At 70.6% G+C, this 23,591-nt stretch carries 23 protein-coding genes; 12 read left to right on the top strand and 11 right to left on the bottom strand.

Annotated features, from left to right (window positions below; translation table 11 throughout):
- Positions 1-55: 55 nt before the first annotated feature.
- On the bottom strand, positions 56-1,462 hold the full coding sequence (locus NFT33_RS10685; protein ID WP_251675201.1) for a sensor histidine kinase: 1,407 nt from the start codon (positions 1,460-1,462) through the stop codon (positions 56-58).
- Positions 1,449-2,138, bottom strand: coding sequence for a response regulator (locus NFT33_RS10680; RefSeq protein ID WP_220784298.1), 690 nt, complete (start codon positions 2,136-2,138; stop codon positions 1,449-1,451). Before NFT33_RS10680 ends, NFT33_RS10685 begins: the two co-directional genes overlap by 14 nt.
- Before the next feature lie 128 nt (positions 2,139-2,266).
- On the opposite strand from NFT33_RS10680, the gene NFT33_RS10675 reads away from it, so the two are divergent.
- Positions 2,267-3,268 (top strand): Bug family tripartite tricarboxylate transporter substrate binding protein, encoded by a 1,002-nt coding sequence (locus tag NFT33_RS10675; protein WP_220784297.1) that lies wholly within the window; start codon positions 2,267-2,269, stop codon positions 3,266-3,268.
- On the opposite strand, the gene NFT33_RS10670 is transcribed toward NFT33_RS10675, so the two are convergent.
- From NFT33_RS10670 to NFT33_RS10655, 4 genes are all read right to left on the bottom strand, one after another.
- Complete coding sequence (locus tag NFT33_RS10670; protein ID WP_220784296.1) at positions 3,255-3,911, bottom strand: 3'-5' exonuclease; 657 nt, start codon at positions 3,909-3,911, stop codon at positions 3,255-3,257. The genes NFT33_RS10675 and NFT33_RS10670 overlap by 14 nt on opposite strands.
- A complete protein-coding gene (locus NFT33_RS10665; RefSeq protein ID WP_251675199.1) occupies positions 3,911-5,779 on the bottom strand; it encodes a DUF294 nucleotidyltransferase-like domain-containing protein in 1,869 nt (622 codons plus the stop codon). The genes NFT33_RS10670 and NFT33_RS10665 overlap by 1 nt, the downstream gene beginning before the upstream one ends.
- 88 nt (positions 5,780-5,867) lie before the next feature.
- A complete protein-coding gene (locus NFT33_RS10660) occupies positions 5,868-6,371 on the bottom strand; it encodes a hypothetical protein (RefSeq protein WP_251675197.1) in 504 nt (167 codons plus the stop codon).
- A complete protein-coding gene (locus NFT33_RS10655; RefSeq protein WP_251675195.1) occupies positions 6,368-7,228 on the bottom strand; it encodes a CsgG/HfaB family protein in 861 nt (286 codons plus the stop codon). Before NFT33_RS10655 ends, NFT33_RS10660 begins: the two co-directional genes overlap by 4 nt.
- Positions 7,229-7,376: 148 nt before the next feature.
- On the opposite strand from NFT33_RS10655, the gene NFT33_RS10650 reads away from it, so the two are divergent.
- Entirely contained in the window at positions 7,377-8,663 is a 1,287-nt protein-coding gene (locus tag NFT33_RS10650; RefSeq protein ID WP_251675193.1) for a class I SAM-dependent methyltransferase, read from the top strand.
- A 15-nt stretch (positions 8,664-8,678) separates the two neighbouring features.
- Here NFT33_RS10650 and NFT33_RS10645 read toward each other — a convergent pair whose 3' ends face one another.
- The gene (locus NFT33_RS10645) at positions 8,679-9,401 is read right to left on the bottom strand and encodes a UPF0149 family protein (RefSeq protein WP_180692844.1); all 723 of its coding nucleotides are present in this window, start codon (positions 9,399-9,401) and stop codon (positions 8,679-8,681) included.
- A gap of 156 nt (positions 9,402-9,557) precedes the next feature.
- Between NFT33_RS10645 and NFT33_RS19250 the strand changes: the two genes are divergently transcribed.
- Positions 9,558-10,193, top strand: a complete 636-nt coding sequence (locus NFT33_RS19250) for a response regulator transcription factor (RefSeq protein WP_309296140.1) — start codon at positions 9,558-9,560, stop codon at positions 10,191-10,193.
- Here NFT33_RS19250 and NFT33_RS10635 read toward each other — a convergent pair.
- Positions 10,079-11,074: a tRNA dihydrouridine synthase gene (locus tag NFT33_RS10635; protein WP_220784290.1), complete on the bottom strand. Its 996-nt coding sequence runs from the start codon at positions 11,072-11,074 to the stop codon at positions 10,079-10,081. The genes NFT33_RS19250 and NFT33_RS10635 overlap by 115 nt on opposite strands.
- A gap of 122 nt (positions 11,075-11,196) precedes the next feature.
- On the opposite strand from NFT33_RS10635, the gene NFT33_RS10630 reads away from it, so the two are divergent.
- Together NFT33_RS10630 and otnI are read left to right on the top strand one after the other, a co-directional pair.
- Positions 11,197-12,246: a hypothetical protein gene (locus NFT33_RS10630; RefSeq protein ID WP_251675191.1), complete on the top strand. Its 1,050-nt coding sequence runs from the start codon at positions 11,197-11,199 to the stop codon at positions 12,244-12,246.
- A 31-nt stretch (positions 12,247-12,277) separates the two neighbouring features.
- Positions 12,278-13,105 carry a 2-oxo-tetronate isomerase gene (otnI, locus tag NFT33_RS10625; RefSeq protein WP_220784288.1) on the top strand — a complete coding sequence of 276 codons (828 nt, stop codon included), beginning with the start codon at positions 12,278-12,280 and terminating at the stop codon, positions 13,103-13,105.
- 2 nt (positions 13,106-13,107) lie between these two features.
- Here otnI and NFT33_RS10620 read toward each other — a convergent pair whose 3' ends face one another.
- Positions 13,108-14,004, bottom strand: a complete 897-nt coding sequence (locus NFT33_RS10620; RefSeq protein WP_251675188.1) for a DUF808 domain-containing protein — start codon at positions 14,002-14,004, stop codon at positions 13,108-13,110.
- A 321-nt stretch (positions 14,005-14,325) separates the two neighbouring features.
- Here NFT33_RS10620 and NFT33_RS10615 point away from each other — a divergent pair, with 321 nt between their 5' ends.
- Complete coding sequence (locus NFT33_RS10615) at positions 14,326-14,541, top strand: hypothetical protein (RefSeq protein WP_149503791.1); 216 nt, start codon at positions 14,326-14,328, stop codon at positions 14,539-14,541.
- A gap of 14 nt (positions 14,542-14,555) precedes the next feature.
- On the opposite strand, the gene phoB is transcribed toward NFT33_RS10615, so the two are convergent.
- Entirely contained in the window at positions 14,556-15,269 is a 714-nt protein-coding gene (gene phoB / locus NFT33_RS10610; protein WP_149503792.1) for a phosphate regulon transcriptional regulator PhoB, read from the bottom strand.
- 222 nt (positions 15,270-15,491) lie between these two features.
- On the bottom strand, positions 15,492-15,917 hold the full coding sequence (locus NFT33_RS10605) for a hypothetical protein (protein WP_251675186.1): 426 nt from the start codon (positions 15,915-15,917) through the stop codon (positions 15,492-15,494).
- Between the two features lie 330 nt (positions 15,918-16,247).
- Between NFT33_RS10605 and NFT33_RS10600 the strand changes: the two genes are divergently transcribed.
- The 6 genes from NFT33_RS10600 (at position 16,248) to NFT33_RS10575 (ending at position 23,575) form a co-directional block, all read left to right on the top strand.
- Positions 16,248-18,071 (top strand): glutamine--tRNA ligase/YqeY domain fusion protein, encoded by a 1,824-nt coding sequence (locus tag NFT33_RS10600; RefSeq protein WP_251675184.1) that lies wholly within the window; start codon positions 16,248-16,250, stop codon positions 18,069-18,071.
- Positions 18,072-18,127: 56 nt separating this feature from the next.
- Complete coding sequence (fabI, locus tag NFT33_RS10595; protein ID WP_037484509.1) at positions 18,128-18,919, top strand: enoyl-ACP reductase FabI; 792 nt, start codon at positions 18,128-18,130, stop codon at positions 18,917-18,919.
- A gap of 16 nt (positions 18,920-18,935) precedes the next feature.
- Positions 18,936-19,631, top strand: a complete 696-nt coding sequence (locus tag NFT33_RS10590; RefSeq protein WP_251675181.1) for a response regulator transcription factor — start codon at positions 18,936-18,938, stop codon at positions 19,629-19,631.
- A 36-nt stretch (positions 19,632-19,667) separates the two neighbouring features.
- Entirely contained in the window at positions 19,668-21,164 is a 1,497-nt protein-coding gene (locus tag NFT33_RS10585) for a sensor histidine kinase (RefSeq protein ID WP_251675179.1), read from the top strand.
- Between the two features lie 135 nt (positions 21,165-21,299).
- Positions 21,300-22,559 carry an ABC transporter substrate-binding protein gene (locus NFT33_RS10580; protein ID WP_376744150.1) on the top strand — a complete coding sequence of 420 codons (1,260 nt, stop codon included), beginning with the start codon at positions 21,300-21,302 and terminating at the stop codon, positions 22,557-22,559.
- 128 nt (positions 22,560-22,687) lie between these two features.
- Positions 22,688-23,575 (top strand): carbohydrate ABC transporter permease, encoded by an 888-nt coding sequence (locus tag NFT33_RS10575; RefSeq protein WP_251675176.1) that lies wholly within the window; start codon positions 22,688-22,690, stop codon positions 23,573-23,575.
- Positions 23,576-23,591: the final 16 nt, after the last annotated feature.

Here is a 23,591-nt window from a genome sequence, read left to right as displayed (position 1 = left end):
CTGCTGCCGCCCAGCGCCAGCAGCAGCGCCAGCAGCAGCGCCCGCCGCCCGCGGCTCATTCGCCGCCTCCCGGCCAGCACAGCCGCACCGCCAGGCCGGCGCCGCCCTCGCCCGCGCCGGTCTGCAGCGCCCCGCCGTGGCGCACGGCCACCGCCGCCGCGATCGACAGGCCCAGGCCCGAGCCCCGGCTGCCGCGCCCGCGCACGAAGCGCTGACCCAGCCGCGCGGCCACCGCCGGCTCCAGGCCCGGCCCGTCGTCGCTGGCGCCGATCCAGACCTGGCCGCGGGCCTCTCGGTCAGGATCGGGATCGGGGTCGGCGCCAGCCACCAGCGTCACCCGGCCGCCGGCGCGGCCGTGCACCAGCGCGTTGTGCGCCAGGTTCTGCAGCGCCTCGCGCAGCAGCAGCCGGTCGCCGCGTGCGACCGGCGCCGGCTCGGGTCCGTCGACACCCAGGTCGATGCCCCGCTCGCGCGCCAGCGGCAGCAGCGCCAGCGCGACCTCGCGGACCAGCTCGCCCAGGTCGAGCGGCTCGTCGGCACGGGCGCCGGCGTCCGCCCGCGCCAGCGCCAGCAGCTGGCCGGTCGCGCGGGTGGCGTGGTCCAGCTCCAGCGACAGCGCCTGCAGCGCCTCGTCGCGCCGCGCCGGGTCGGCCTCTCGGCGCAGGTAGTCGAGCTGCGCGCGCAGCGTCGTCAGCGGCGTGCGCAGCTGGTGCGAGGCGTCGTCGACGAACTGGCGCCGCTGCGCCAGCAGACCGGCACTGCGCTCGAGCTGGCGGTTGATCGCATCGACCAGCGGGCGCAGGTCGGCCGGCAGGCCCTGCGGACTCAGCGGTCGCAGGTCGTCATCGGAGCGTGCACGCACCGCCTCGGCCAGCCGGCGCACCGGCCGCAATGCCCAGGCCGACACGCCGGCCACCGCCAGCGCCAGCAGCCCGAGCAGCGAGGCATCCCGCCACAGCGCCTGGCGCACGAAGGCGCGGGTGAAGCGCTCGCGCGCCTGCACGCCCTCGGCCACCTGGATCAGCACCTGGCGCGCGCCACCCACCGGCCGGTCCAGCGCGCGCAGATAGGCTCCGACCCGCACCGGCTCGCCGAAATGCTCGGCGTCGTAGAACTGCGGCTCGCCCGCGCGCAGCGGGCGCGGCGGCAGCGGCAGCTCGGGCGTGCCGATCTCGACCAGCCCGTCATCGGTGGCGACGCGGAAATGCACCGGCCCGTTGCCGGCGAGCTGGAAGAACTCGAACAGCGCATAGGGCTGTTCGACCGCCAGACCGCCCGAGGCGGTCGAGACATTCAGGTCCAGCCCCTTGATCGCGCCCAGCAGCGAGCGGTCGTAGGCGGCGTCGGCCGCCTGCTCCGCCTCCAGCCGGGCAAAGGCGAGACTCGCGGCCAGCACCAGCGCCATGCCCGGCAGCAGCCAGCCCAGCAGCCGGGCACGCAGCGTCGCGTCAGGGCGCAGCACCGCCCGCCCCCGGATCCGGCTCCAGCGCGTGGCCCAGGCCGCGGTAGGTGCGGATGTGCACGCCCGAGCCCTCCAGCCGGCGACGCAGCCGGTGCATCAGCACGTCGAGCGCAGCCGGCTGCACCTCCTCCTCATCGCCGAAGACCCGCTCGAGCAGCTGCGCGCGGCCCATCGGCTCGCCGCTGCGCACGATCAGCGCGCGCAGCAGGCCGTGCTCGCGCGGCGACAGCGCCAGCGGCTCGCCCGCCAGCGTGAACTGGCGCGCCGCGGTGTCGAACTGCAGCGGCCCGCAGGCCAGGCGCGGCTGCGCCCGCCCGCGCGAGCGCCGGATCAGCGCGCCCAGCCGCGCCTCCAGCTCGGCCAGCGCGAAGGGCTTGGGCAGGAAGTCGTCGGCGCCCTCGTGCAGCGTGCCGACCCGCTCGGCCAGCGAGTCGCGCGCGGTCAGGACCAGCACCGGCAGCGTGGCGCCGGCCGCGCGCAGCCGGCGCAGCACCTCGTGGCCGTCGCGCCCGGGCAGGCCGAGGTCGAGCACCAGCGCGTCATGGTCGCCCTCCAGCGCGGCGCGCTCGGCCAGCCGCCCGTCGTCGACCCAGTCGACGCGAAAGCCCGACTGCGCCAGCGCCCGCGAGAGCCACTCGCCCAGCCCATGTTCGTCTTCGGCCAGCAGGATGTGCATCGGCCGGATTATCGGCGGGGGCGCGTGCCGCGCCGATCCGGGTCGGCCCCCCGCGGCTGAAAGGTGGCTGAGAGGTCGGCTGCGGCAGCATGGCGCCATCCATCAGAACATCGCACCGGAGACTCCAGATGACATCTTCCCCGACCGACCGGATCGACCGCCGCGCGCTGCTGCGCCTGGGCGCCGCCGCCACCGGCGCGCTGGCCCTGCCCGCCTCGCTGCGCGCGCAGTCCGCCTGGCCGAGCAAGGCGATCCGCTTCGTCGTGCCCTTCGCGCCGGGCGGCAGCTCGGAGATCATCGCCCGCGCCACCGCCGCGGAGATGCAGAAGATCCTCGGCCAGTCGGTCTTCGTCGACAACCGGCCCGGCGGCGCCGGCAATGTGGCGATGGGCGAGGTCGCCCGCGCCGACGACCAGCACACGATCATCCTCGGCCACATCGGCACGATGGCGGTCAACCCCTTCATCTTCGACAGGCTGCCCTACGACCTGGCACGCGACTTCCGCCCGGTCTCGCTGCTGGCCAAGGTGCCCAGCCTCTACCTGGTGCACCCGGACCTGCCGGTGCGCAACATGAGCGAGTTCATCGCGCACGCGAAGAAGAACCCCGGCCGGCTCAACTACGGCTCGGCCGGCAACGGCAGCGCCGGCCATCTGGCGATGGAATACCTGAAGATGGCGTCGGGCACCTTCATCACCCATGTGCCCTACCGCGGCACCGGCCCGATGCTGACCGACCTGATCGCCGGCCGGCTCGACGCCGCCTCGATCGGTGCGGCGGCAGTGCTGCAGTTCATCCGCGCCGGCAAGCTGCGCTGCATCGCCACCGGCACCACCCAGCGCATCGCGCAGCTGCCCGATGTGCCGACGGTGGCCGAGCAGGGCTTTCCCGGCTTCGAGATGACGCAGTGGTACGGCCTGAACGCACCGGCCAACCTGCCCCAGCCCGCCATCGAGCGCTTGGCCACGGCCGCGGCCAAGGCGGTGCGCGAGCCCGCGACGCTGGAACGCCTGGCCCATGACGCCGCGATCGCCGTCGGCAGCACCTCGGCCGATTACGCCAAGTTCATCGAGGCCGAGCAGAAGCGCTGGAAGCCGGTGATCGCCCGCGCGAAGATCAAGCCGGACTGAAACCCACCAGATGGCGCAGCTTGACGAAGGCCAACCCGGCCATCACCGCATCGTTGAGCGCGTCATGGGCATCGCGCCGCGGCAGGCCCAGGTCATGCATCAGCGTGTCGAAGCGCAGGTCGATGTTGCGGTCCTGCTCATGGCCGCGCAGCTGGCGGAACTTGAAGTCGTGATAGAGCGCCGAGACCTCGATGCGCTCCTGCGGCAGCGGCACACCCGCCATCGGCAGCAGGATGCGCTCGAGCATCGCCACATCGAACTCCAGGTAGTAGCCCACCAGCGGCCGCGCCCCGATGAAGCGCAGCAACCGGTGCATCGCCTCCTCGGGCGCCAGCCCCTGCGCGACATCGCGCTCGCGCAGCCGGTGCACCCGCACGCTGTCGGCCGAGATCGCCCGGCTCGGGCGCACCAGCAGCGACAGCGCCTCGCTGGTCATCAGCCGGTCGCCGACGATGCGCACCGCGCCGATCGAGATGATCTCGTCGCGGCGCCGGTCCAGCCCGGTGGTCTCGCAGTCGATCGAGACCCACTCCTGCGGCGGCGCGCTCTCGTAGAGAAAGGCCAGCGCCGGATCGCGCAGGCGCCGGCGCTGCCATTCACGCGAGAGCTGGCGCCAGCCGCGCCCCATCAGGTCGGGCAGCATCACAGCATCTCCAGGCGGTAGTGGTGATGCAGATGGACACGGAAGCGCTTGACCACCGCCAGCGTGTCCTTCAGCAGATCGCGGTCCAGGCTGCCGAGCCGCTCGACCGCGATGCCGGAGCCGGCCGCCCGCCCCTGCTCGATCGCCTGCAGCCCGGCCTTGAGCTTCAGGTCCATGAAGAAGTGCAGGCTCTCGATCAGCTCGGCGCCCAGCCGGGGCTCGAGGTGGCCGCCGGCCATCAGCGCCTCGATGCGCGCCACCGTGCCGGTCTCGGTCAGGCGGTGCTCGAAGGCCAGGCTGCGCACGCCGTGCACCAGCGGAAAGATGCCGGCCTTCTTCAGGTCGAGCTGCTCGCGTGCGCCCTCGCCCAGGCCCAGGCCGAGAATGCGGCTCCACCAGCCGCTGCCGTGCTGCGCAAAGGCCTCGACCGCGCCGGCAAAGCGCGCCAGCACGCCGGCGTTGTCGCTGGCGAAGGCCCAGACCTGCTCGCGCAGGCCGTGCAGCAGCGCCGCATCCCCGCTGACCGGATGGGCGTCGAGAAAGATCGCCAGCGCCATCAGGTGGTCGGGCGTGGGCTCGAGCAGCCAGCGCCGCACCCGCCGCGCGAAGGCCTGCTCGTCGTCGCGCCACTCGGGGTTGCTGATCATGATGCCGCCGGCACAGGGCGGATAGCCGAAGTCGGCCAGTGCCGCCGAGAAGCGCGCGCAGACGGCGGCAAGATCCAGATCCGGCGGCGGCGTCCAGCCCTGGCGCAGCACCAGGCCGTTGTCCTGGTCGGTCTTGAGCAGCTGCTCGCCGCGGCCCTCGCTGCCCATGACGAACAGGCAGCTGTTGGCGACAAGCTCCGGCGGCGCGATCAGCTGCCAGGCGCGCTCGAACAGCGTCGCGTTCAGCTCCTGCACCAGCCGCGCGATCATGCCGACCCGGGTGCCGCTGCGGTGCAGCACGCCGATCAGCCGGGTGATCTGGCCGGCGGCCTCCTTCAGCGTCTCGATGCTCTCGGCCTGCAGCATCTGCAGCGTGATCAGGTAGGAGTGGTTGGAGAGATAGCTCAGCAGGTCGAGCTGCTGCAGGAAGCCGACGATGCGCCGATCCGGGCCCTCGCCCTCGGCCACCACCAGGCGGTGGATGCGGTGGCGGATCATCAGCGCCAGCGCATCGAACAGCGGCATGTCCGGACGCACCGTCACCAGGTCGAAGTTCGCCAGCTCGCGCACCGGCAGCCGATCCAGCGGCGTGCCGTGCAGAATGGCCTTGGGCAGGCTGGTGACGGTGAAGATGCCCAGCCGCACCGGACCGTCGCCAGGAGCGTCGCCCGCCCGGTCCTCGACCAGCACATTGGTGGTGCGCTGGGTCTGGAAGACCCGCGCGACCTCGGTGATCGAGGCCTGGCCATCGACGAAATGCGCCGGGCGCAGGAAGGCCTGGTCGACGCGGGCCATCGTCAGCGACTGCAGCTCGTGCTGGCTGCTGCGCTCGGCCAGCGCCCCCAGCTTGTTCGACAGGTCGGAAAACAGCAGCGCGCCGAAGGTGACGTTCGAGGCGATCAGCGCCGAGACCGCCTCCTTCGCGAGCCGGTAGGTCACCACCTCCTCGACGGCGACGAAGCGGCTGCTGGCGCGGCCGGCCACCAGCGCACGGCCGTCGAAGCAGTCGTCGGGGCCGTAGCTGCCCTGCTGCTCGTCGCCGTCCCACTGCTGGACATGGCCCTTGATCAGCACGAACAGATGGGTCGGCTCCTGACCGGGCGCCAGGATGACCGCGCCCTCGCGGAAATACTCGATGTCGACGCTGCGGCGCACCCGGTCACGCTCGTCGGCGTCCAGGCAGTCGAAGGGCGAGGCGGCAAAGTTGAAGGCGCTGGGCACGGGGCGATGTCTCCTGCGGGGCGGGGCCTGTCGTTGTCGGACGATTCTGTCCGGCCCGGCTTGCACGGAGCCTGCGCTGCGTCAGAAATCAGAACTTCGGCTCTGGCAGATCGTCGGCCTGGCGCGGCTCGCACTGCATGCGCAGCTGGCCCAGCGTGTCGCCGTCGGCATTGAGCAGCTCGCCGCGCAGCTCGGCGCTCTGGCGGTCGATCGTCAGCCGCGTCTCGGCCAGGCGGCGCAGGTCGGGCATCCAGACGAAGAGCCGGGTGCCGAACCAGTCGGTGTAGAGCCGCGAGCCCGCCACCGGGGTGCGGTAGCTCATGGTGTAGGCGGTCGCCGAGGCGGTGTAGCGCATGCGCTCGCCCACCGGCAGCAGGTTGGAGCGCTGGATCAGCGCGGTCATGTTGTTGTCGCGCAGCGCCAGATGGAGCTGCGCATCATGGGCGACCCCACGCGAGGCCACCCGGCCCTCGCACAGCAGATAGAGATGGAATTCAGCGGCTGCGGCCGGTGCCGCCAGGCCGACCCATGCCGCCAGCGCGGCCAGCCCGGCCCGCAGCACGGGCGCCGCGTCCGGGATGCGCCAGATCACTTCTTGATCCCTCGCCCGGCCTCGGTCGATCCGCCCTGCACGCCCAGCCGTCCGCCGGTGCCCAGGCCGCCCTTGACGGTCTGCGCCTTGTAGTTGCGCAGCGCCACGACCATCTTGTTGTACGAATCGGCGAAGGCCGCCATCAGCACCTTGCCTTCAGGCGTGCGGGTGAAGGCGCCGGCAGCACCGGCCGCCCCCGCGCCGATGCCCCAGCCCGACAGGCCGAAATCGATGTTCTTCGAGTAGCCCTCGGAAGCCGAGATCTGCACGCCGGAGCGGTTGTCGACCAGCAGGAGGATGGTCGCCGCCTCGTTGGTCGACATCGAGCCAGCCACCACGCTCAGCGCGGTGCCGGCCAGGCCGCCGACGCCAGCCAGCAGACCGCCGGCCTGGGTGCCGCCCTTGTCGGACAGGATGACCTCCGGGCTCATCATGTAGTCGGCCGCCACCATCTGGCCGCCACCGAAGTTGCTGCCGGCGCGCCCCTCCTCGCCGCGGATGAGCTGACGCTCCTGGGTCATGCCCTGCATGCCGCGCCCCCGCTCGACGATGACGAAGCAGTTCGACTGCTGCACCAGCAGCCGCAGCGCCGGTACGGTCGAGCCGGTGCGGTAGCGGCTGCTGTAGGTCGCATACCAGCCGGCATTGGTGTTCTCCTCGATGCGCAGCGTGCCCAGCGACTCGGTGCAGCGCTCCAGGCTGGAGTGCGCGCCTTCGGCACTGCCGCCGGCCGCCGCACCGGTGGTCGCCGCACCGCTGTTGCCGCCGATCGAGGGCGTGGTCGCCAGACAGCCCGACAGCAGCGCCGCCGCACCCGCACAGGCCAGGCGCAGCACCATCGTCTTCATCATCGTCATGGATCTTTCCTCGGGACGGGAATGCCAGGCGCGCATGCTGCGCGGCCGACTGACCCGGACGATCATGCCCAGCCCCCTGCGGCGAGCCAAGCGACCAAAGTCATCTGCAGCCGCTGCTGCTGCACGGTCATGCCCGACAATCCGCCCCATGTTCACCGACCTGATTCCCGGCGCCGCGCCGCAGCCCGCACCGGAGCCGACCGCGCGCGAGCGCTTCTTCCGCCTGATCGAGACCGCGCTGGCCGCGCGCCAGCTGGTGCGCCTGACGCTGGGCCGCTACCGCGGCCCCGAGGCCGATCTCGAGAAGGTGCTGGCCCGCCCGGTGATGCTGCGCGGCGAGCCGCACCTGCAGCTGGTCTGGCGCCACGCCACCCGCGACATCACCAAGAACCACCCTCTGTCCGAGGTGCCGGCGCTGCTGGGCGGCCTGATCGCCGCAGGCGTCTTCGAGAACGCGCACCTGCACACCCGCACCCAGGAGGCGCAGTTCACCGTCAAGACCAAGGGCGGCCGCGACCGCAGCCTGCTGCGGGTGGGCCGCGCCAGCGCGCCCGCCGACGACGAGGGCACGGACGCCGCCTCAGACACGGCCGCCGAGGAGCACAACCGCGAGAAGCACCGCCTGCTGTCGCTGGAGCGCCCGTTCTGGCATGACCTGGGCGTGACCGACGCGCAGCACCGGCTGATCCCGGCGATGTCGCGCAAGTGGCGCCAGATCAACCGCTTCGTCGAGGTGTTCTCCTCGGCGCTGGCCGACGCCGGCCTGAGCGGGCGCGATCCTGCAGAGCCGGTGCGGGTGCACGACTTCGGCTGCGGCAAGGGCTACCTGACCTTCGCGGTGCATGACTGGCTCGCCGGCCAGGGCCGCCGCGCCGAGGTCACCGGCGTGGAGCTGCGCCAGCCGCTGGTGGACCTGTGCAACGCCGCCGCCGAGCGCCACCAGCTCGGCGGCCTGCGCTTCGACGCCGGCGACGTGCGCGACTACACGCCCGCCGGCCTGGACGTGATGATCGCGCTGCACGCCTGCGACATCGCCACCGACTACGCGATCGACTACGGCCTGCGCGCCGGGGCGTCCGTCATCCTGTGCTCGCCGTGCTGCCACAAGGAAGTGCGTCCGCAGATGACGATGCCGGCGCTCCTGCGCCCGGTGCTGCAGCACGGCGTGCACCTGGGCCAGGAGGCCGAGATGGTCACCGACGGCCTGCGCGCGCTGCTGCTCGACGCCGAGGGCTACGACACCCAGGTGTTCGAGTTCATCTCGCTGGAGCACACCAACAAGAACAAGATGCTGCTGGCGGTGCGCCGCCGTCACACGCCCGCCGGCCACGCCGAGGCGGTGCGCGCGCAGATCGCCGCGATCAAGGACTTCTACGGCATCCGCACGCAGGCCCTGGAGTCGCTGGTGGCCGCCCGGGAGCGCTCGGCGGCCTGACGCGCGGCCGGCGCTTCAGCCGGCCTGCAGCGCGCAGCAGGCCTTGTACTTGCGCCCGCTGCCGCAAGGGCACGGGTCGTTGCGGCCGACCTTCGGCGCGCTGCGGCGGAAGGTCAGCGCCTGGCGCTCGCTGCGCTGCAGCTCGCGCCGCGCCGGGGCGAGCTGCTGGTGCAACTGCAGCAGCACATCGGCCAGCACCTCGGGCAGCTCGGCGCGCATGGCCGCATCGATCGGCGGCGGGCGCAGCGCCTCATCCTCATCATGCTCGTGGTGCAGCATCATGATCGGCACCAGCGCCTGGCCGGCCTCGTCGTCGGCCAGCAGCGGCTGCCAGCCCTCCGGCGCGATCTGCATGCCCAGCACGAAGCCCGAGGCCCAGTCGTTCCCGCCGGGCAGACCGTCCGGCCGCAGGGCCAGACGCGGGCGATGCGAGGCGCCGCCGCGCCCGCCACGCTCCAGCGCCGCGCCGATCGACTCGTGCAGCTTCATCAGCGTGCCGGCGATCGCACGCGCCTGGGCCTCGTTCTCGAAGGACACCTGCGCCTCGGCCGATTCGCCCCAGACCTGCGCCAGCCAGACCGAGGGCCCGGGCGGACTGGCCGCGCAGTTCAGCGCGGACAAAAAGCCGTCGAGCCGCTCCAGCGTCATCGCGCCGGCCGGCAGGTCCGTCAGGAAGGCCTGCAGCGCCGCCAGCGCGGCGGCATCGGGCGGAACGGGAGAGGTGGCGGCGTTGTTCATCGGCTGCGGATCCGGTATCGATCGGTGACGGAAGGGGCGCGAGCGTAACCCACTCCCAGGCATGGGTGAAGCAAAGGTAAGTGCAGGTAAACCGGGCGATCCGGGCGGCCCTGTTCGAGGCATGGTCACGTCAACGTCTCGATAGGCTCGATCGCCATGGAACGACCCGTCACGCATGACTTCGCGCTGTCGCCGCTGCCCGCTCTGACCCCGGGCGCGGCCACCGCCTCCTGGCATCTTCTGCTGGCCGGCCTGCCGTTCAGCGACACCACCCGGCTGCAGACGCTGATGCGCGGCCACGGCCACCGCGTCAGCGTGGTCCATGGCCTGGCGCAGGTGCAGGCCCGGCTGGCCGATGACGAGATCGATGTGCTGCTGCACGGCAGCGAGCATCTCGCCCAGCTCGAGAGCATGAGCCGGCTGCCGAGCCGGCCGGCGCGCATCTGCCTGGTCGACGGCACGGACGCACGCTCGCGCATCGAGGCACTCGATGCCGGCGCCGACGACTGCCTCTCGCGGCCCTACGCGCCGCGTGAGCTGCTGGCGCGGGTGGCGGCGGTGCTGCGCCGACGCGGCAGCAGCTCGACCGCTTTTCCGCTGCCTGCCAACGATGTCGGGGAAATCATCGCCACGCCTCAGGATCAGCCGCTGGCCGAGCGGACCGCCCTGCCATGGCTTCAGGCCGCCACGCGCGACTCCGCCAGCGCCAGCTCCAGCGCCTGCGCCCGCTCCGCCCCGAACAGACCGATGGCGATCGCCCGCGAATCGGTGACGGTGCGCAGCCGCAGATAGGCCTCGGCGGCCTGCGGATGGCGCTGGCGCAGGAACTGCAGCCACTGCTTGAGCCGGCCGGCGCGGTAGCCGGGCTCGAAATGCCGGCCCACCAGCACCCAGAAATCGGCCAGCAGCTCCAGCACCTCCGGCCAGTCGAGCTGTCGCCCGCCGCCGCTGGCGATCGCGATCGCCAGGCCCGGATCGGCGACGATGCCGCGCCCGAGCATCAGCGCGTCGCAGCCCGATTCCTGCAGGCAGCGCCGGGCATCGTCCGGCGTCCAGATCTCGCCATTGGCGACGATCGACAGCGCGGGCAGCGCCTGGCGCAGGCCGGCGATGCGGTCCCAGTAGGCCGGCGGCTTGTAGCCCTGGGCCTTGGTGCGCGCATGCACGACGATCTCGCAGGCGCCGCCCTCGGCGGCGGCGCGCGCCGCATCGAGCGCCTGCGCGTCGTCGTCCACGCCCAGGCGCATCTTGGCCGACACCGGCATCGAGGCCGGCACCGCCCGGCGCACCGCCGAGACGATGCGCCACATCAGCTCGGGCTGGTCGAGCAGCGCCGCGCCGCCGCCGTGGCGGTTGACCACCTTGGCCGGACAGCCGAAGTTCAGGTCGATGCCCGCCGGACCCAGCCCGGCCAGGCGCGCGGCGTTGTCGGCCAGGCAGGCCGGATCGGAACCGAGCAGCTGCGCACGCACCGGCACGCCCGCCGGCGTGCGCGCGCCGTCGCGCAGCTCCGGCACGATGCGGTGGAAGACCCGCTCGGGCAACAGCGTGTCGGTCACGCGGATGAATTCGCTGACGCAGCGCTCGATCGCACCGGCGCGGGTCAGCATGTCACGGAGAACAAAATCCAGCAGGCCCTCCATCGGGGCCAGCAGCAGTCGGGGAGCACTCATGGCCGAGAGTGTCACCGATGGCACGACCGGACCGATCCGCCGGGCCGGCCCGGACTGAAAGAGCCCACCCCGCAGCGCATAATCCGGCACCCGCTCCGCTTTCACGCTCTGCACCGAACTCCATGGCTCTCTACCGATGCAACCGCTGCGGGCACCTGTCCGAGCAGGCCGATGAACTGATCGGCTCGTCGCTGCCCTGTCCGTCCTGCCGGACCGACAACGCGGTCTATCCGACAGTGCGCTTCGTGCAGTCGATGCTGACCCGCTACTTCGCCGCCCGGCGCGACCTGACCGCCGCCCGCGCCGAGATCGAGACGCTGCGCCAGCAGGCGGCCGAGGCCGCCCAGGCCGGCAGCCAGGAGGCGCCGCCGTCGGTCTACTCGATGCCGATGGACTTCGACCCGACCAGCTCGGACCATTTCTGCAGCAAGGTGCAGGTCGCTCCGGTGCTGGACTGGCTGCGCCAGCACCAGGCCACCGTCGACCTGGATCCGCGTGCGCTCGACACCTCCGGCCCCTTCGACGCGATCGCCGGCCAGATCGCCGAGCAGCCGCGCCTGCTCGGCGAGATCATCGAGCGGGTGCGCAGCGCCCAGAAGCAGGACTACAGCTTCATCAATCTCGACCTGAGCCGGCGCACCCCCGAGGACGCCTGCGCGCTGCGCGACTTCTGCCAGGAGCTGGCCGATGGCGGCCTGCTGGCCAAGTACCTGTCGCAGCCGGGCGATCCGGTGGTGCGGCTGTCGCTGCACCGCTCGGTGGAGAACCGGCGCTTCTTCGACGGCGGCTGGCTGGAGTGGTGGTCCTTCATGCTGGCGCTGCGCCATCTGCTCAATGTCGGTGCGGACTTCTCGGTCGGCCGCGACATCGGCCTGTCCTGGCCGAAGGACGACGGCCACAAGCTCGACGCGCTGTTCCTGCTCGACAGCCGCCGGCCGCTGGCGCTGCAGTGCCTGACCGGCGACCCGGCGCCGCATGTCGACCGGCTGCTGCACCTGCGCGACCGCCTGGGCATCGATCCGGCCCACTACCTCCTGTGCGCCGCCGACCTGAGCGTGCGCCAGGCCGAATCGCTGACCCAGCGCACCGGCCTGCCGGTGGCCACGCTCGACACCCTCAAGCCGATGCTGCGCGAGACGGTGCGCGCGCTGCGCCAGCAGTCGCGGCGCTGAGCTGAACCCGGGTGAACTCCGGCGCCTCGCCATGCCCCGCTTCGCCGCCAATCTCACCATGCTCTACAACGAGCACGACTTTCTCGACCGCTTCGCCGCCGCCGCGGCGGACGGCTTCGAGGGTGTCGAATTTCTGTTCCCCTACGCCTTCCCGGCCGAGGAGATCGCCGCGCGGCTGAAGGCCCACGGCCTGCAGCAGGTGCTGTTCAACGCGCCCCCGGGCGACTGGGAGGCCGGCGAGCGCGGCCTGGCCTGTCTGCCCGGCCGCGAGGCCGAGTTCCGCGCCGGCTTGGCCACCGCGCTGGCCTATGCCCGGGCGCTGGACTGCCCGCGCATCCACGTGATGGCCGGCATCGCCCCGGCCGACCTGCCGCGTGCCGCACTGCTCGAGGTCTACCAGGCCAACCTGGCCTGGGCCGCAGCGCAGGCGGCGGCCCAGGGGCGCGAGGTGCTGATCGAGCCGATCAATCCGCGCGACATGCCCGGCTATTTCCTCAACCATCAGGCCGAGGCGCACCGCATCGTGCAGGCCATCGGTGCACCCAACCTCAAGGTCCAGTTCGATCTCTATCACGCCCAGATCGTGGAGGGCGACCTGTCCACCCGGATCCGCCAGACCCTGCCCACCGGCCGCGTCGGCCATTTCCAGCTCGCCGGCGTGCCGATGCGCCACGAGCCCGATCTGGGCGAGCTGAACTATCCCTACCTGTTCGCGCTGATCGACGAGGTGGCGGCGCAATGCGGATGGCAGGGCTGGATCGGCTGCGAGTACCGTCCGGCGCGCGGCGCGGTGGCAGGCGCCACCTCGGCCGGGCTGGGCTGGCTGCGTGCGGCCGGCGTGCCGGCACGCACGCCCTGACCTCAGCCGCGCAGCCGCTTGACCAGCATCACGCCGGCCAGCACCAGGGCACCGGCGACGATGCCCACCAGACCGTCGGCCAGCACCGACACCAGCGGCGCCAGCGTGCCGGCCGCGGCAGCCAGCGGCTCGATCAGGTGGTGCAGCGCCGGCACGCCGTGCACCAGGATGCCGCCGCCGACCAGGAACATCGCCGCAGTGCCGACCACCGCCAGCAGCTTCATCAGCAGCGGTGCGGCCCGCAGCAGCAGCTCGCCGAAGGCCGCACCCCGGCCGGTGCGCACCATCCAGGCTCCGGCGTCATCCATCTTGACGATGCCGGCGACCAGGCCATAGACGCCCACCGTCATCGCCACCGACACGCCGGAGAGCACCATCGCCTGCGTCATCAGCGGCGCCCCGGCCGCCGCACCCAGCGTGATGGCGATGATCTCGGCCGACAGGATGAAGTCGGTGCGGATCGCGCCGCGAATGCGCTCGCGCTCGAAGGCCACCAGATCGACCGCCGGATCGGCCAGCGCGGCCGTCAGCTCGGCATGGTGGCTCCGGTCCTCCTCGGCGCTGTGCAGCCAGCGGTGCGCCAGCTTCTCGAAGCCCTCGAAGCACAGGAAGGCACCGCCGACCATCAGCAGCGGCGTGATCAGCCACGGCGCGAACACGCTGATCAGCAGCGCCACCGGCACCAGGATCGCCTTGTTCAGCATCGATCCCTTGGCCACCGCCCAGACCACCGGCAGTTCCCGGTCGGCCGACACCCCGGTGACCTGCTGGGCATTGAGCGCCAGATCATCGCCGAGCACCCCGGCAGTCTTCTTCGCGGCGACCTTGGTCAGCACCGCAACATCGTCGAGCACGGTGGCGATGTCATCGAGCAGGGCAAGCAGGCTGGCAGCGGCCATCGGGTTCTCTCCTTGTCGCGGGCGGGGAATTTCTCACGCATCCTAGCCGAGAGCCGGTGACACCCGGTGTGGGCGTGTTCGCCTCTGCCGGCCCCTCACACGCCGAGCACCTCTTGCCGAAGCGGTGATCTGACCGCTCTTCGTCCGGCTGTTACGACTGCGACCGTCAGACCGACGCTATTGCACGGTCCTGTCCTGCACGGAACCTCGCCACAGCCTTACCTTTGCCGACATCGGGAGCACGCAGACTGGATTTCATCGAGATCCCGCCCGCGCGCACCAGAACCCGGGTCCGTACCAGCATCGTCAAGGAGTACCGTCATGCCTGCCAAGACCTGCGAAGCCCAGCACTACGAACTGCGCTTCCGCTCGCTGCACAACGAAGGCCGAGGCCTGAGCTTTCCCTGCGACGAACGCGGCGAGGTGCCGCTGGACCAGCTCAGCGAACGTGCGGTGATGAACTATCTCTATGCCCGGGCCTGCATCGGCATCGAGTACGCCTATCCGGCGATCATGCTCAGCGACCACCTCCACTGAGCGGCTGGAAGGCTTCAGGCGGCCAGGCCGCCAGCAGTCCCCGGAACGCTCGAGGTCAGGCGGTAGCCGGCGCCGCGCACCGTCTCGATCATGTCGGCGCAGCCGACCGGCTGCAGCGCGGCACGCAGCCGCTTGATGTGCACGTCGACGGTGCGCTCCTCGATGAATACATGGTCGCCCCAGACCCGGTCGAGCAGCTGCGGGCGGCCATGCACCCGCTCCGGGTAGGTCATCAGGAAGCGCAGCAGGCGGAACTCGGTCGGCCCGAGTGCCACCTCGGTCTGGCCGGCACGCACCCGACGGGTGACCGGATCGAGGCGCAGCACGCCGATCTCGACCGCGCTCTCCAGCGCTTCCGGCAGACGGCGGCGCAGCACCGAGCGGATGCGCGCCATCAGCTCGGTGGTCGAGAAGGGCTTGGCCAGATAGTCATCGGCACCGGCGTCGAGCCCCTGGACCAGGTCGCGCTCGTCGCTGCGGGCGGTCAGCATGATGATCGGCAGGTCGCGGGTGCGCGCGTCGGCACGCCAGCGCCGCGCCAGCGCCACGCCGGGCTCGCCCGGCAGCATCCAGTCGAGCACCACCAGATCCGGCAGCGAATCGCGCACCGCCTGCACCGCCTCGTCGGAAGTGGCGGCGATGCGCACCTCGTGGCCTTCGAAGCGCAGGTTCATCGACAGCAGCTCGGCGATCGCCGCTTCGTCCTCGACGACAAGAATGCGTCCCATGGTGTCATCTTCCGTGTGTTCGGAGCCGAACGCGAAAAATGCGAACGCTCCTGGATCAGCGAATGATGACGACTGTAGGCAGGCGGGATGAAGCTTTCGTGACAGAAGTTCGCTGGCGTGCCGATGTGCACGCACAGCACCGCGCAGACCTGCCGGCCTGCGCGGTGCAGAAAATCAGTTTCCTGGGAATATCGGAATCAGCCTCGGGAATCGGCGTCTGAATCAGCCGATGCGGCCATCCATGAACGCCTGCTGGAGATCCGCCAGCTCGTCGAGCACCTCGACCGCAAAACCCCGCCGATCCGGGCGGGAACTGATCAGCAGGCTGTCGAAATAATCCGCCACCGCATGATGGTCGCCCCAGGCCAGGGCCATGCGATTGATGATGTGCGGATGGCGCCGGGCGGTGATCACCGGGCGCACCGGCACCGGCAGCGACTGCAGCCAGCGGGTGGCAAAGACGGTCAGGCGTTCGCCGCTGGCCGCCTCGACGGGCGTGGACGGACCCGTGCGGGCAGGTTCGCAGGCTGAAGACATGGAATTTCCGGAATTCTGAGAGGTTTTTCCGGGCGATCCTGCGGATATCCGGTTCATTTGCCCGGGAATCGACGGCGAGGAAACCATCGAAAAGAAGGACTGTCTGAACATGACCGCTCCCGGTAACTGTGTGTGCTTGTGACGATTGTGCATCGTGTTACCGAGAGCCGCCGGAACCGGGGATTGAAAAGTACCGTTTCCGGCAGGGCATTTGCGAGTTTTTTCGATCCCCGCGGCGCAGCAGGCCGCGCAGGCTCGCCGCAGGACCCCGCCATCCCCTGCACCGGTGAGGCCATCCCGCGCGGATCGGGCGCGCTGGTCGCGGCGCCGGTCGTGGCCGACGGCGCTGGCTACAATCGATCGATCCCGCAAGGGCGCCCCAGCGGCCGCCCTGCCCTGCCTCCTGCTGCCAGCCCTGCGCTGTCCTGCCTGCCTCACTTCATGAGCGACGCGAACCACACCCCCGCCGACGGCTCCGGCCCGGAACACAAGACCAGCAACTTCCTGCGCGCAATCATCGAGCGCGATCTCGAGCAGGGCAGCTACGCCAGCCGCCGCTGGGCCGGCACGCCCGGCGACGGCGCGCACCACGGCCAGGGCGAGCCCGATCCGGCGAAGATCCGCACCCGCTTTCCTCCCGAGCCCAACGGCTACCTGCATGTCGGCCACGCCAAGAGCATCTGCCTGAACTTCGGCCTGGCGCGCGACTATGGCGGCGTCTGCCACATGCGCTTCGACGACACCAATCCGGAGAAGGAGGAGAAGGAATATGTCGACTCCATCCTCGACGCGGTGCAGTGGCTGGGCTTCGGCTGGGACTCGTCGTTCAAAGGCAAGACCGAGAGCCATCTCTACTACGCCAGCGACTACTTCGACTTCATGTACCGCGCGGCCGAGGCGCTGATCCAGGCCGGCCACGCCTATGTCGACGAGCAGACGCCTGAAGCCATGCGCGCCAGCCGCGGCGACTTCACCACGCCCGGCACCGACAGCCCCTTCCGCGCCCGCTCGCCCGAAGAGAACCTCGCGCGTTTCCGCGAGATGCGCGACGGCCGGCACGCCGACGGCGCGATGGTGCTGCGCGCGAAGATCGACATGGCCTCGCCCAACATCAATCTGCGCGATCCGGCCATCTACCGCATCCGCCGCGCCACGCACCACAATACCGGCGACCGCTGGTGCATCTACCCGATGTACACCTTCGCGCACCCGATCGAGGACGCGCTGGAGAACATCACCCACTCGATCTGCACGCTCGAGTTCGAGGACCAGCGCCCGTTCTACGACTGGCTGCTCGACAAGCTCGCCGAGCTGGGGCTGCTGGCCCGCCCGCTGCCTCGCCAGTACGAGTTCGCGCGGCTGAACCTGACCTATGTCATCACCAGCAAGCGCAAGCTGGCGCAGCTGGTCAACGAAGGCCATGTCGGCGGCTGGGACGACCCGCGCATGCCCACCATCGTGGGCCTGCGCCGGCGCGGCTACACGCCGGAGAGCCTCCAGCTCTTCGCCGAGCGCATCGGCGTGACCAAGGCCGACAGCTGGATCGACTACTCGACGCTGGAGATCGCGCTGCGCGACGATCTGGAGAACAAGGCGCACCGCGGCATGGCGGTGCTCGATCCGGTCCGGCTGGTGCTGACGAACTGGGACGAGGTGATGGGCGCCGGCCACCTGGAGCCCTGCTCGCTGCCGGCCCTGCCGCATGTCGCCGAGGGCCGGACGCCGCCGCCGGCACGCGAATTCACGATCGGCCGCGAGGTCTGGATCGAGCGCGAGGACTTCGCCGAGGTGCCGCCGAAGGGCTACAAGCGCCTGTTCCCCGGCAACAAGGTGCGCCTGAAGGGCGGCTTCGTGGTCGAGTGCACCGGCTGCGAGAAGGACGCCGACGGCCGCATCACCGCGGTGCTGGCCACCGTCGTGCCCGACACCAAGAGCGGCACGCCCGGCGCCGACGCGGTCAAGGTCAAGGCCGCGATCACCTGGGTCGGCGTGGCCGACGGCGTCGCCGCCGAGGTGCGCCTGTACGACCGCCTGTTCACCGACGCGCACCCGGACGCCGGCGGCAAGGATTTCAAGGCCAGCCTGAACCCGGACAGCTGCCGCGTCACCACCGCCTATGTCGAGCCCTCGCTGGCCCAGGCCGTGCCTGACCAGAAGTTCCAGTTCGAGCGCCACGGCTACTTCGTCGCCGACCGCCAGGACCATGCGCCGGGCCGCCCGGTCTTCAACCGCATCACCGGCCTGAAGGACAGCTGGGGCAAGTGAGAGACAATCCACGCCCTCAGCTCGTTCCTCTCAGCTCGTAACCACACGGAGAATCCATGGGTTTCCTCGCAGGCAAGCGCCTTCTGATCACCGGTCTGCTGTCGAATCGCTCGATCGCCTACGGCATCGCCAAGGCCTGCCACCGTGAAGGCGCCGAACTCGCGTTCAGCTATGTCGGCGAACGCTTCAAGGACCGCATCACCGAGTTCGCCGCCGAGTTCGACTCGAAGCTGGTGTTCGAGTGCGACGTCAGCAGCGACGAGCAGATCGAGCGCGTCTTCGCCGACCTGGCGCAGGCCTGGCCGGAGGGCTTCGACGGCTTCGTGCACTCGATCGGCTTCGCGCCGCGCGAGGCCATCGCCGGCGACTTCCTCGACGGCCTGTCGCGCGAGAGCTTCCGCATCGCGCACGACATCTCGGCCTACAGCTTCCCGGCGATGGCCAAGGCGGCCTTCCCGCACCTGCGTCCGGGCAGCTCGCTGCTGACGCTGAGCTACCTGGGCGCGGTGCGCTTCGTGCCGAACTACAACACGATGGGCCTGGCCAAGGCCTCGCTGGAAGCCAGCGTGCGCTACCTGGCCGCCAACCTGGGCCCGAAGGGCATCCGGGTCAACGGCATCTCGGCCGGTCCGATCAAGACGCTGGCGGCCAGCGGCATCAAGGACTTCGGCAAGCTGCTCAACCAGTTCGCCGGCAACGCGCCGCTGCGCCGCACCGTCACGATCGAGGACGTGGGCAATGTCGCCGCCTTCATGCTGTCGGATCTGGCCGCGGGCATGACGGCCGAGATCAGCTATGTCGACGGCGGCTTCAGCCAGGTGATGATGGGCAGCACGCCCGAAGCCTGATCCCGGAGAGCCCCGCATGCGCGCCCTGCTGGCCGAAGACGATGCCATCCTCGCCGACGCGCTCGGCACCAACCTGAAGTCGGCCGGCTTCGAGGTCGAGGTCGCCGACAACGGCGCGGTGGCCGAATACCTGCTGACGAAGCAGGCCTTCGACGTCGGCATCATCGACATCGGCCTGCCGCTGGTCGACGGGCTGACGGTGGTGCAGCGGGTGCGTGCGGTCAAGCCGGGGCTGCCGCTGCTGATCCTGACCGCGCTCGACGGGCTGCACAACCGCGTCGCCGGCCTGAATGCCGGTGCCGACGACTACCTGACCAAGCCCTTCGACTTTCCCGAGCTGGAGGCCCGCATCCGTGCGGTGCTGCGCCGCAGCCAGGGTGCGGCAGCGCAGCCGGCCGCACCGGCCGGCACGGACGCGGTCAGCGTCGGCCAGCTGCAGTTCGACCGCGATGCACGGCGCGCCACCATCGCCGGCCAGCCGGTCGAGCTGTCGCCGCGCGAATGGCTGCTGCTGGACCTGCTGCTGAGCCAGCGCCGCAAGGTGATCACCAAGGAGCAGATCGCCCAGGCCTGGTCGACCGAGGTCTCCGAGAGCGGCGGCCCCAGCTCGCTGGAGGTCTACATCCACCGCCTGCGCCGCAAGCTCGAGGGCTCGGGCGTGGGCATCCGCACCGTGCGCGGCCTGGGCTATCTGCTCGAAACCCAGGACTGACACGTCCTTGCCCGTGCGGCGACACTCGCGGTCGCCATGCCCGTCTTGCCGCAGTCCCTGCTCAACCGCCTGCCGGTCGTCTCGCCCGGCAGCCGCTCGCTGCGCCGCCATCTGCTGGCCTGGCTGCTGCTGCCGCAGCTGGTGCTGTGGCTGGCCGCGGCGGTCATCACCCACCATGTCGCGGCCCGCTATGCCGACCGCGCGATCGACCATGGCCTGTACCTGTCCTCGCGGGCGCTGGCGCGCCAGGTCAAGCCGATCGACAGCGGCCTGCTGATCGATTTCCCCCGCGCGGCGCGCGACATCATCGAGTCCGACCCGGACGACCGGGTCTACTACATGGTCAGCAGCCCGCCGGGCGAGTTCATTCTCGGCAACCACAAGCTGACGCCACCGGCCGACATCGAGGCCCTGGTGCCCGAGCGGCCCTCGTTCTACGACGCCCGCATCGACACGACCGACGGCGAAGTCACGGTGCGGGTCGCCGCCATCGTGCTGAGCTACGGCGAGCCCGGCCGCGACCAGCGCATGATGGTGCAGGTCGCCAAGAGCCGCATCAGCCGCGAGGCGCTGGCGCGCGACCTGCTGGTCGACACCGCGCTGCCGCTGTCGCTGCTGGTGCTGGCGATGTCGGCGCTGGTCTGGGCCGGCGTGCGCACCGGGCTGGCGCCGCTGGCACGGCTGCGCGAGGCGGTCAGCGGCCGCGGCCCCGATGACCTGGCGCCGATCGAGCTGGAGTCCGCGCCCGAGGAAGTGCGCGATCTGGCCGCGGCGGTCAACACCCTGCTGGCGGCGGTGCGCGACTCGGTGGCGGCGCAGCAGCGCTTCATCGGCGATGCGGCGCACCAGCTGCGCACGCCACTGGCCGGTCTGAAGGCCCAGACCGAGCTGGCGCTGAAGGAGACCACGGATCCGGCCCTGCAGGCGCGACTGCGGCGGGTGCACGAGAGCGCCACCCGCAGCGCCCACCTGATCAACCAGCTGATGACGCTGGCGCGCGCCGAGCCGGAATCGGTGGCGCAGATCGGGCGCAGCCGCTTCGACCTGCGCCGGCTGGTGCAGGAGCTGACCGCCGAGCTGGTGCCGCGCGCGCTGGCCGAAGGCGCCGATCTGGGCATGGACGCGCCCGAGAGCGACACCGAAGGCGAGGAGCCGCCCGCGCTGGCCATCGACGGCAATGCGTTGCTGATCCGCGAGGCGATCGCCAACCTGATCGACAACGCGATCCGCTACGCCGGGCGCCATGCCGAGATCACGGTGCGGGTCCGCGAGGACAGCGCCCGCCGCCGCGCGATCGTCGAGGTCGACGACACCGGCCCCGGCATTCCGGAGGCGCTGCACGGCGCGATCTTCGAGCGCTTCTTCCGCGGCACCCAGGAAGGGCGCGGCTGCGGCCTGGGCCTGGCGATCGTGCGCGAGATCGTCGAGCGCCATCACGGCCGGGTGCAGGTCGCCCGGCTGCATCCGCAGGGCACGCGCATGTCGGTGAGCCTGCCGCTGCCCGCGGCGATGCCGCAGGAACGCGGCACCTGAACAGCAGATATCAGGGATTTCACCTAATGTTAATCATTTAAAGCATCATTAATCTTCATGCCTGTCAGCGGGGACCTGTGCGTACCCTGCGCGAGACACCCACCCACCCCCTGGACTGGAGCAGACATGAAGAAGATGGAGAAGACGACGCGCTTCGCGCGCACCCTGCTGGCCACCGTGGCCGGCCTGACCGTGGCCGGCCTGGCGCAGGCCGGCGAGGTCGAGGTGCTGCACTGGTGGACCTCCGGCGGCGAGGCCAAGGCCGCCTCGGCGCTGAAGGCCACGCTGCAGTCCAAGGGCCACAGCTGGAAGGACTTCGCGGTCGCCGGCGGCGGCGGTGATTCAGCGATGACGGTGCTGAAGTCGCGCGTGGTCTCGGGCAACGCTCCGGCCGCAGCCCAGATCAAGGGCCCGTCGCTGCAGGAATGGGCTTCTGAAGGCGTGCTGGCCAACATCGACGATGTCGCCAAGGCCGAGAAGTGGGACAGCGTGCTGCCCCCGGTCGTGGCCAACGTCATGAAGTACAAGGGCAACTACATCGCCGCGCCGGTCAACGTGCACCGCGTGAACTGGCTGTGGGCCAACCCGGAAGTGTTCAAGAAGGCCGGCGCCAAGGTGCCGACCACCTGGGACGAGTTCTTCGTCTCGGCCGAGGCGCTGAAGAAGGCCGGCATCATCCCGGTGGCGCACGGCGGCCAGCCCTGGCAGGACTTCACCACCTTCGAGAGCGTGGCGCTCGGCGTCGGCGGCACCGACTTCTACAAGAAGGCCCTGGTGCAGCTCGATCAGGCCACGCTGAAGAGCGCGACCATGGACAAGGTCCTGGAGACCTTCCGCAAGGTCAAGGGCTACACCGACAAGAACGCTCCGGGCCGCGACTGGAACCTGGCGACCGCGATGGTCATCAAGGGCGAGGCCGGCATGCAGCTGATGGGCGACTGGGCCAAGGGCGAGTTCATCGCCGCCGGCAAGGTGCCGGGCAAGGACTTCACCTGCGCCGCTGCCCCCGGCACCGCCAAGGCCTTCACCTTCAACGTCGACTCCTTCGCGATGTTCAAGCTGAAGAACGAGGCCAACGTCAAGGCGCAGAAGGATCTGGCCGCCGCGATCATGTCGACCGACTTCCAGGAAGTGTTCAACCTGAACAAGGGCTCCATTCCCGTGCGCCTGAACATGGACCTGGCCAAGTTCGACGACTGCGCCAAGCTCTCGAGCAAGGACTTCGTCGACACCGCCAAGTCGGCCTCGCTGGTGCCCTCGGTCGCGCACGGCATGGCCGTGCCGTCGGCCGCGGCCGGCGCGATCCAGGACGCGGTCAGCCAGTTCTGGAACAGCGACAAGATGTCGGTCGCCGATGCCAAGGCCAAGATCGCCTCGGCCGCGATGACGAAGTGATCCCTGCGTGATCCCCGGGCCGGCTGCGGTATCGCGGCCGGCTCGTGCACCCAGATCATGGCCGCCGTGGCGGCCATGATGCTTTCCGGACCCTGCTCCAGGGCCCGCTCCCCTGCCTCGTCACCACCATGTCCACTCCTTCCGCCGCTGCCCGGCTGGACCACTGGCTGCCGCGCCTCGTGCTGGCACCCAGCTTCGTCCTGTCGTTCCTGTTCATCTACGGCCTGATCGCCTGGAACGGCTACCTGTCCGTCTCGGCCTCGCGCCTGCTGCCGAACTACGAGTTCGTCGGCCTGCAGCAGTACGAGATCCTGTTCGAGTCGGAGCGCTGGATGGTGGCGCTGAAGAACCTGGGCATCTTCTCGGTGCTGTTCATCGGCATCGGCATGGCGCTGGGCCTGCTGCTGGCGATCCTGCTCGACCAGAAGATCCGTGCCGAAGGCCTGCTGCGCACCATCTACCTCTACCCGATGGCGCTGAGCTTCATCGTCACCGGCACCGCCTGGAAGTGGATCCTCAACCCCGGCCTGGGCCTGGAGCACCTGATGCAGCAGTGGGGCTTCGAGAACTTCCGCTTCGGCTGGCTGGTCGATCCGGACATGGCGATCTACACCGTCGTGATCGCCGGCGTCTGGCAGAGCTCGGGCTTCGTGATGGCGCTGTTCCTGGCCGGCCTGCGCGGCATCGACGACTCGATCATCAAGGCCGCGCAGATCGACGGCGCGACGCTGCCGCAGATCTACTGGCGCATCATCGTGCCGAGCATGCGGCCGGTCTTCTTCTCGACGCTGATGGTGCTGGCGCACATCGCGATCAAGAGCTTCGACCTGGTGATGGCGCTGACCGCCGGCGGCCCCGGCTTCGCCACCGACGTGCCGGCGACCTTCATGTACACCCACGCCTTCACCCGCGGCCAGATCGGCCTGGGCGCGGCCTCGGCCACCGTGATGCTGGCCACCGTCGCGGCCATCGTCGTGCCCTATCTGTACAGCGAGCTGCGCTCGCAGCGCCGCTGACCCGGCGCCGGCGGAG

Source organism: Sphaerotilus sp. FB-3 (assembly GCF_023706025.1).
Taxonomy (GTDB): domain Bacteria; phylum Pseudomonadota; class Gammaproteobacteria; order Burkholderiales; family Burkholderiaceae_C; genus Sphaerotilus; species Sphaerotilus sulfidivorans.
This window is presented reverse-complemented; position numbering and strand designations above follow the sequence as displayed.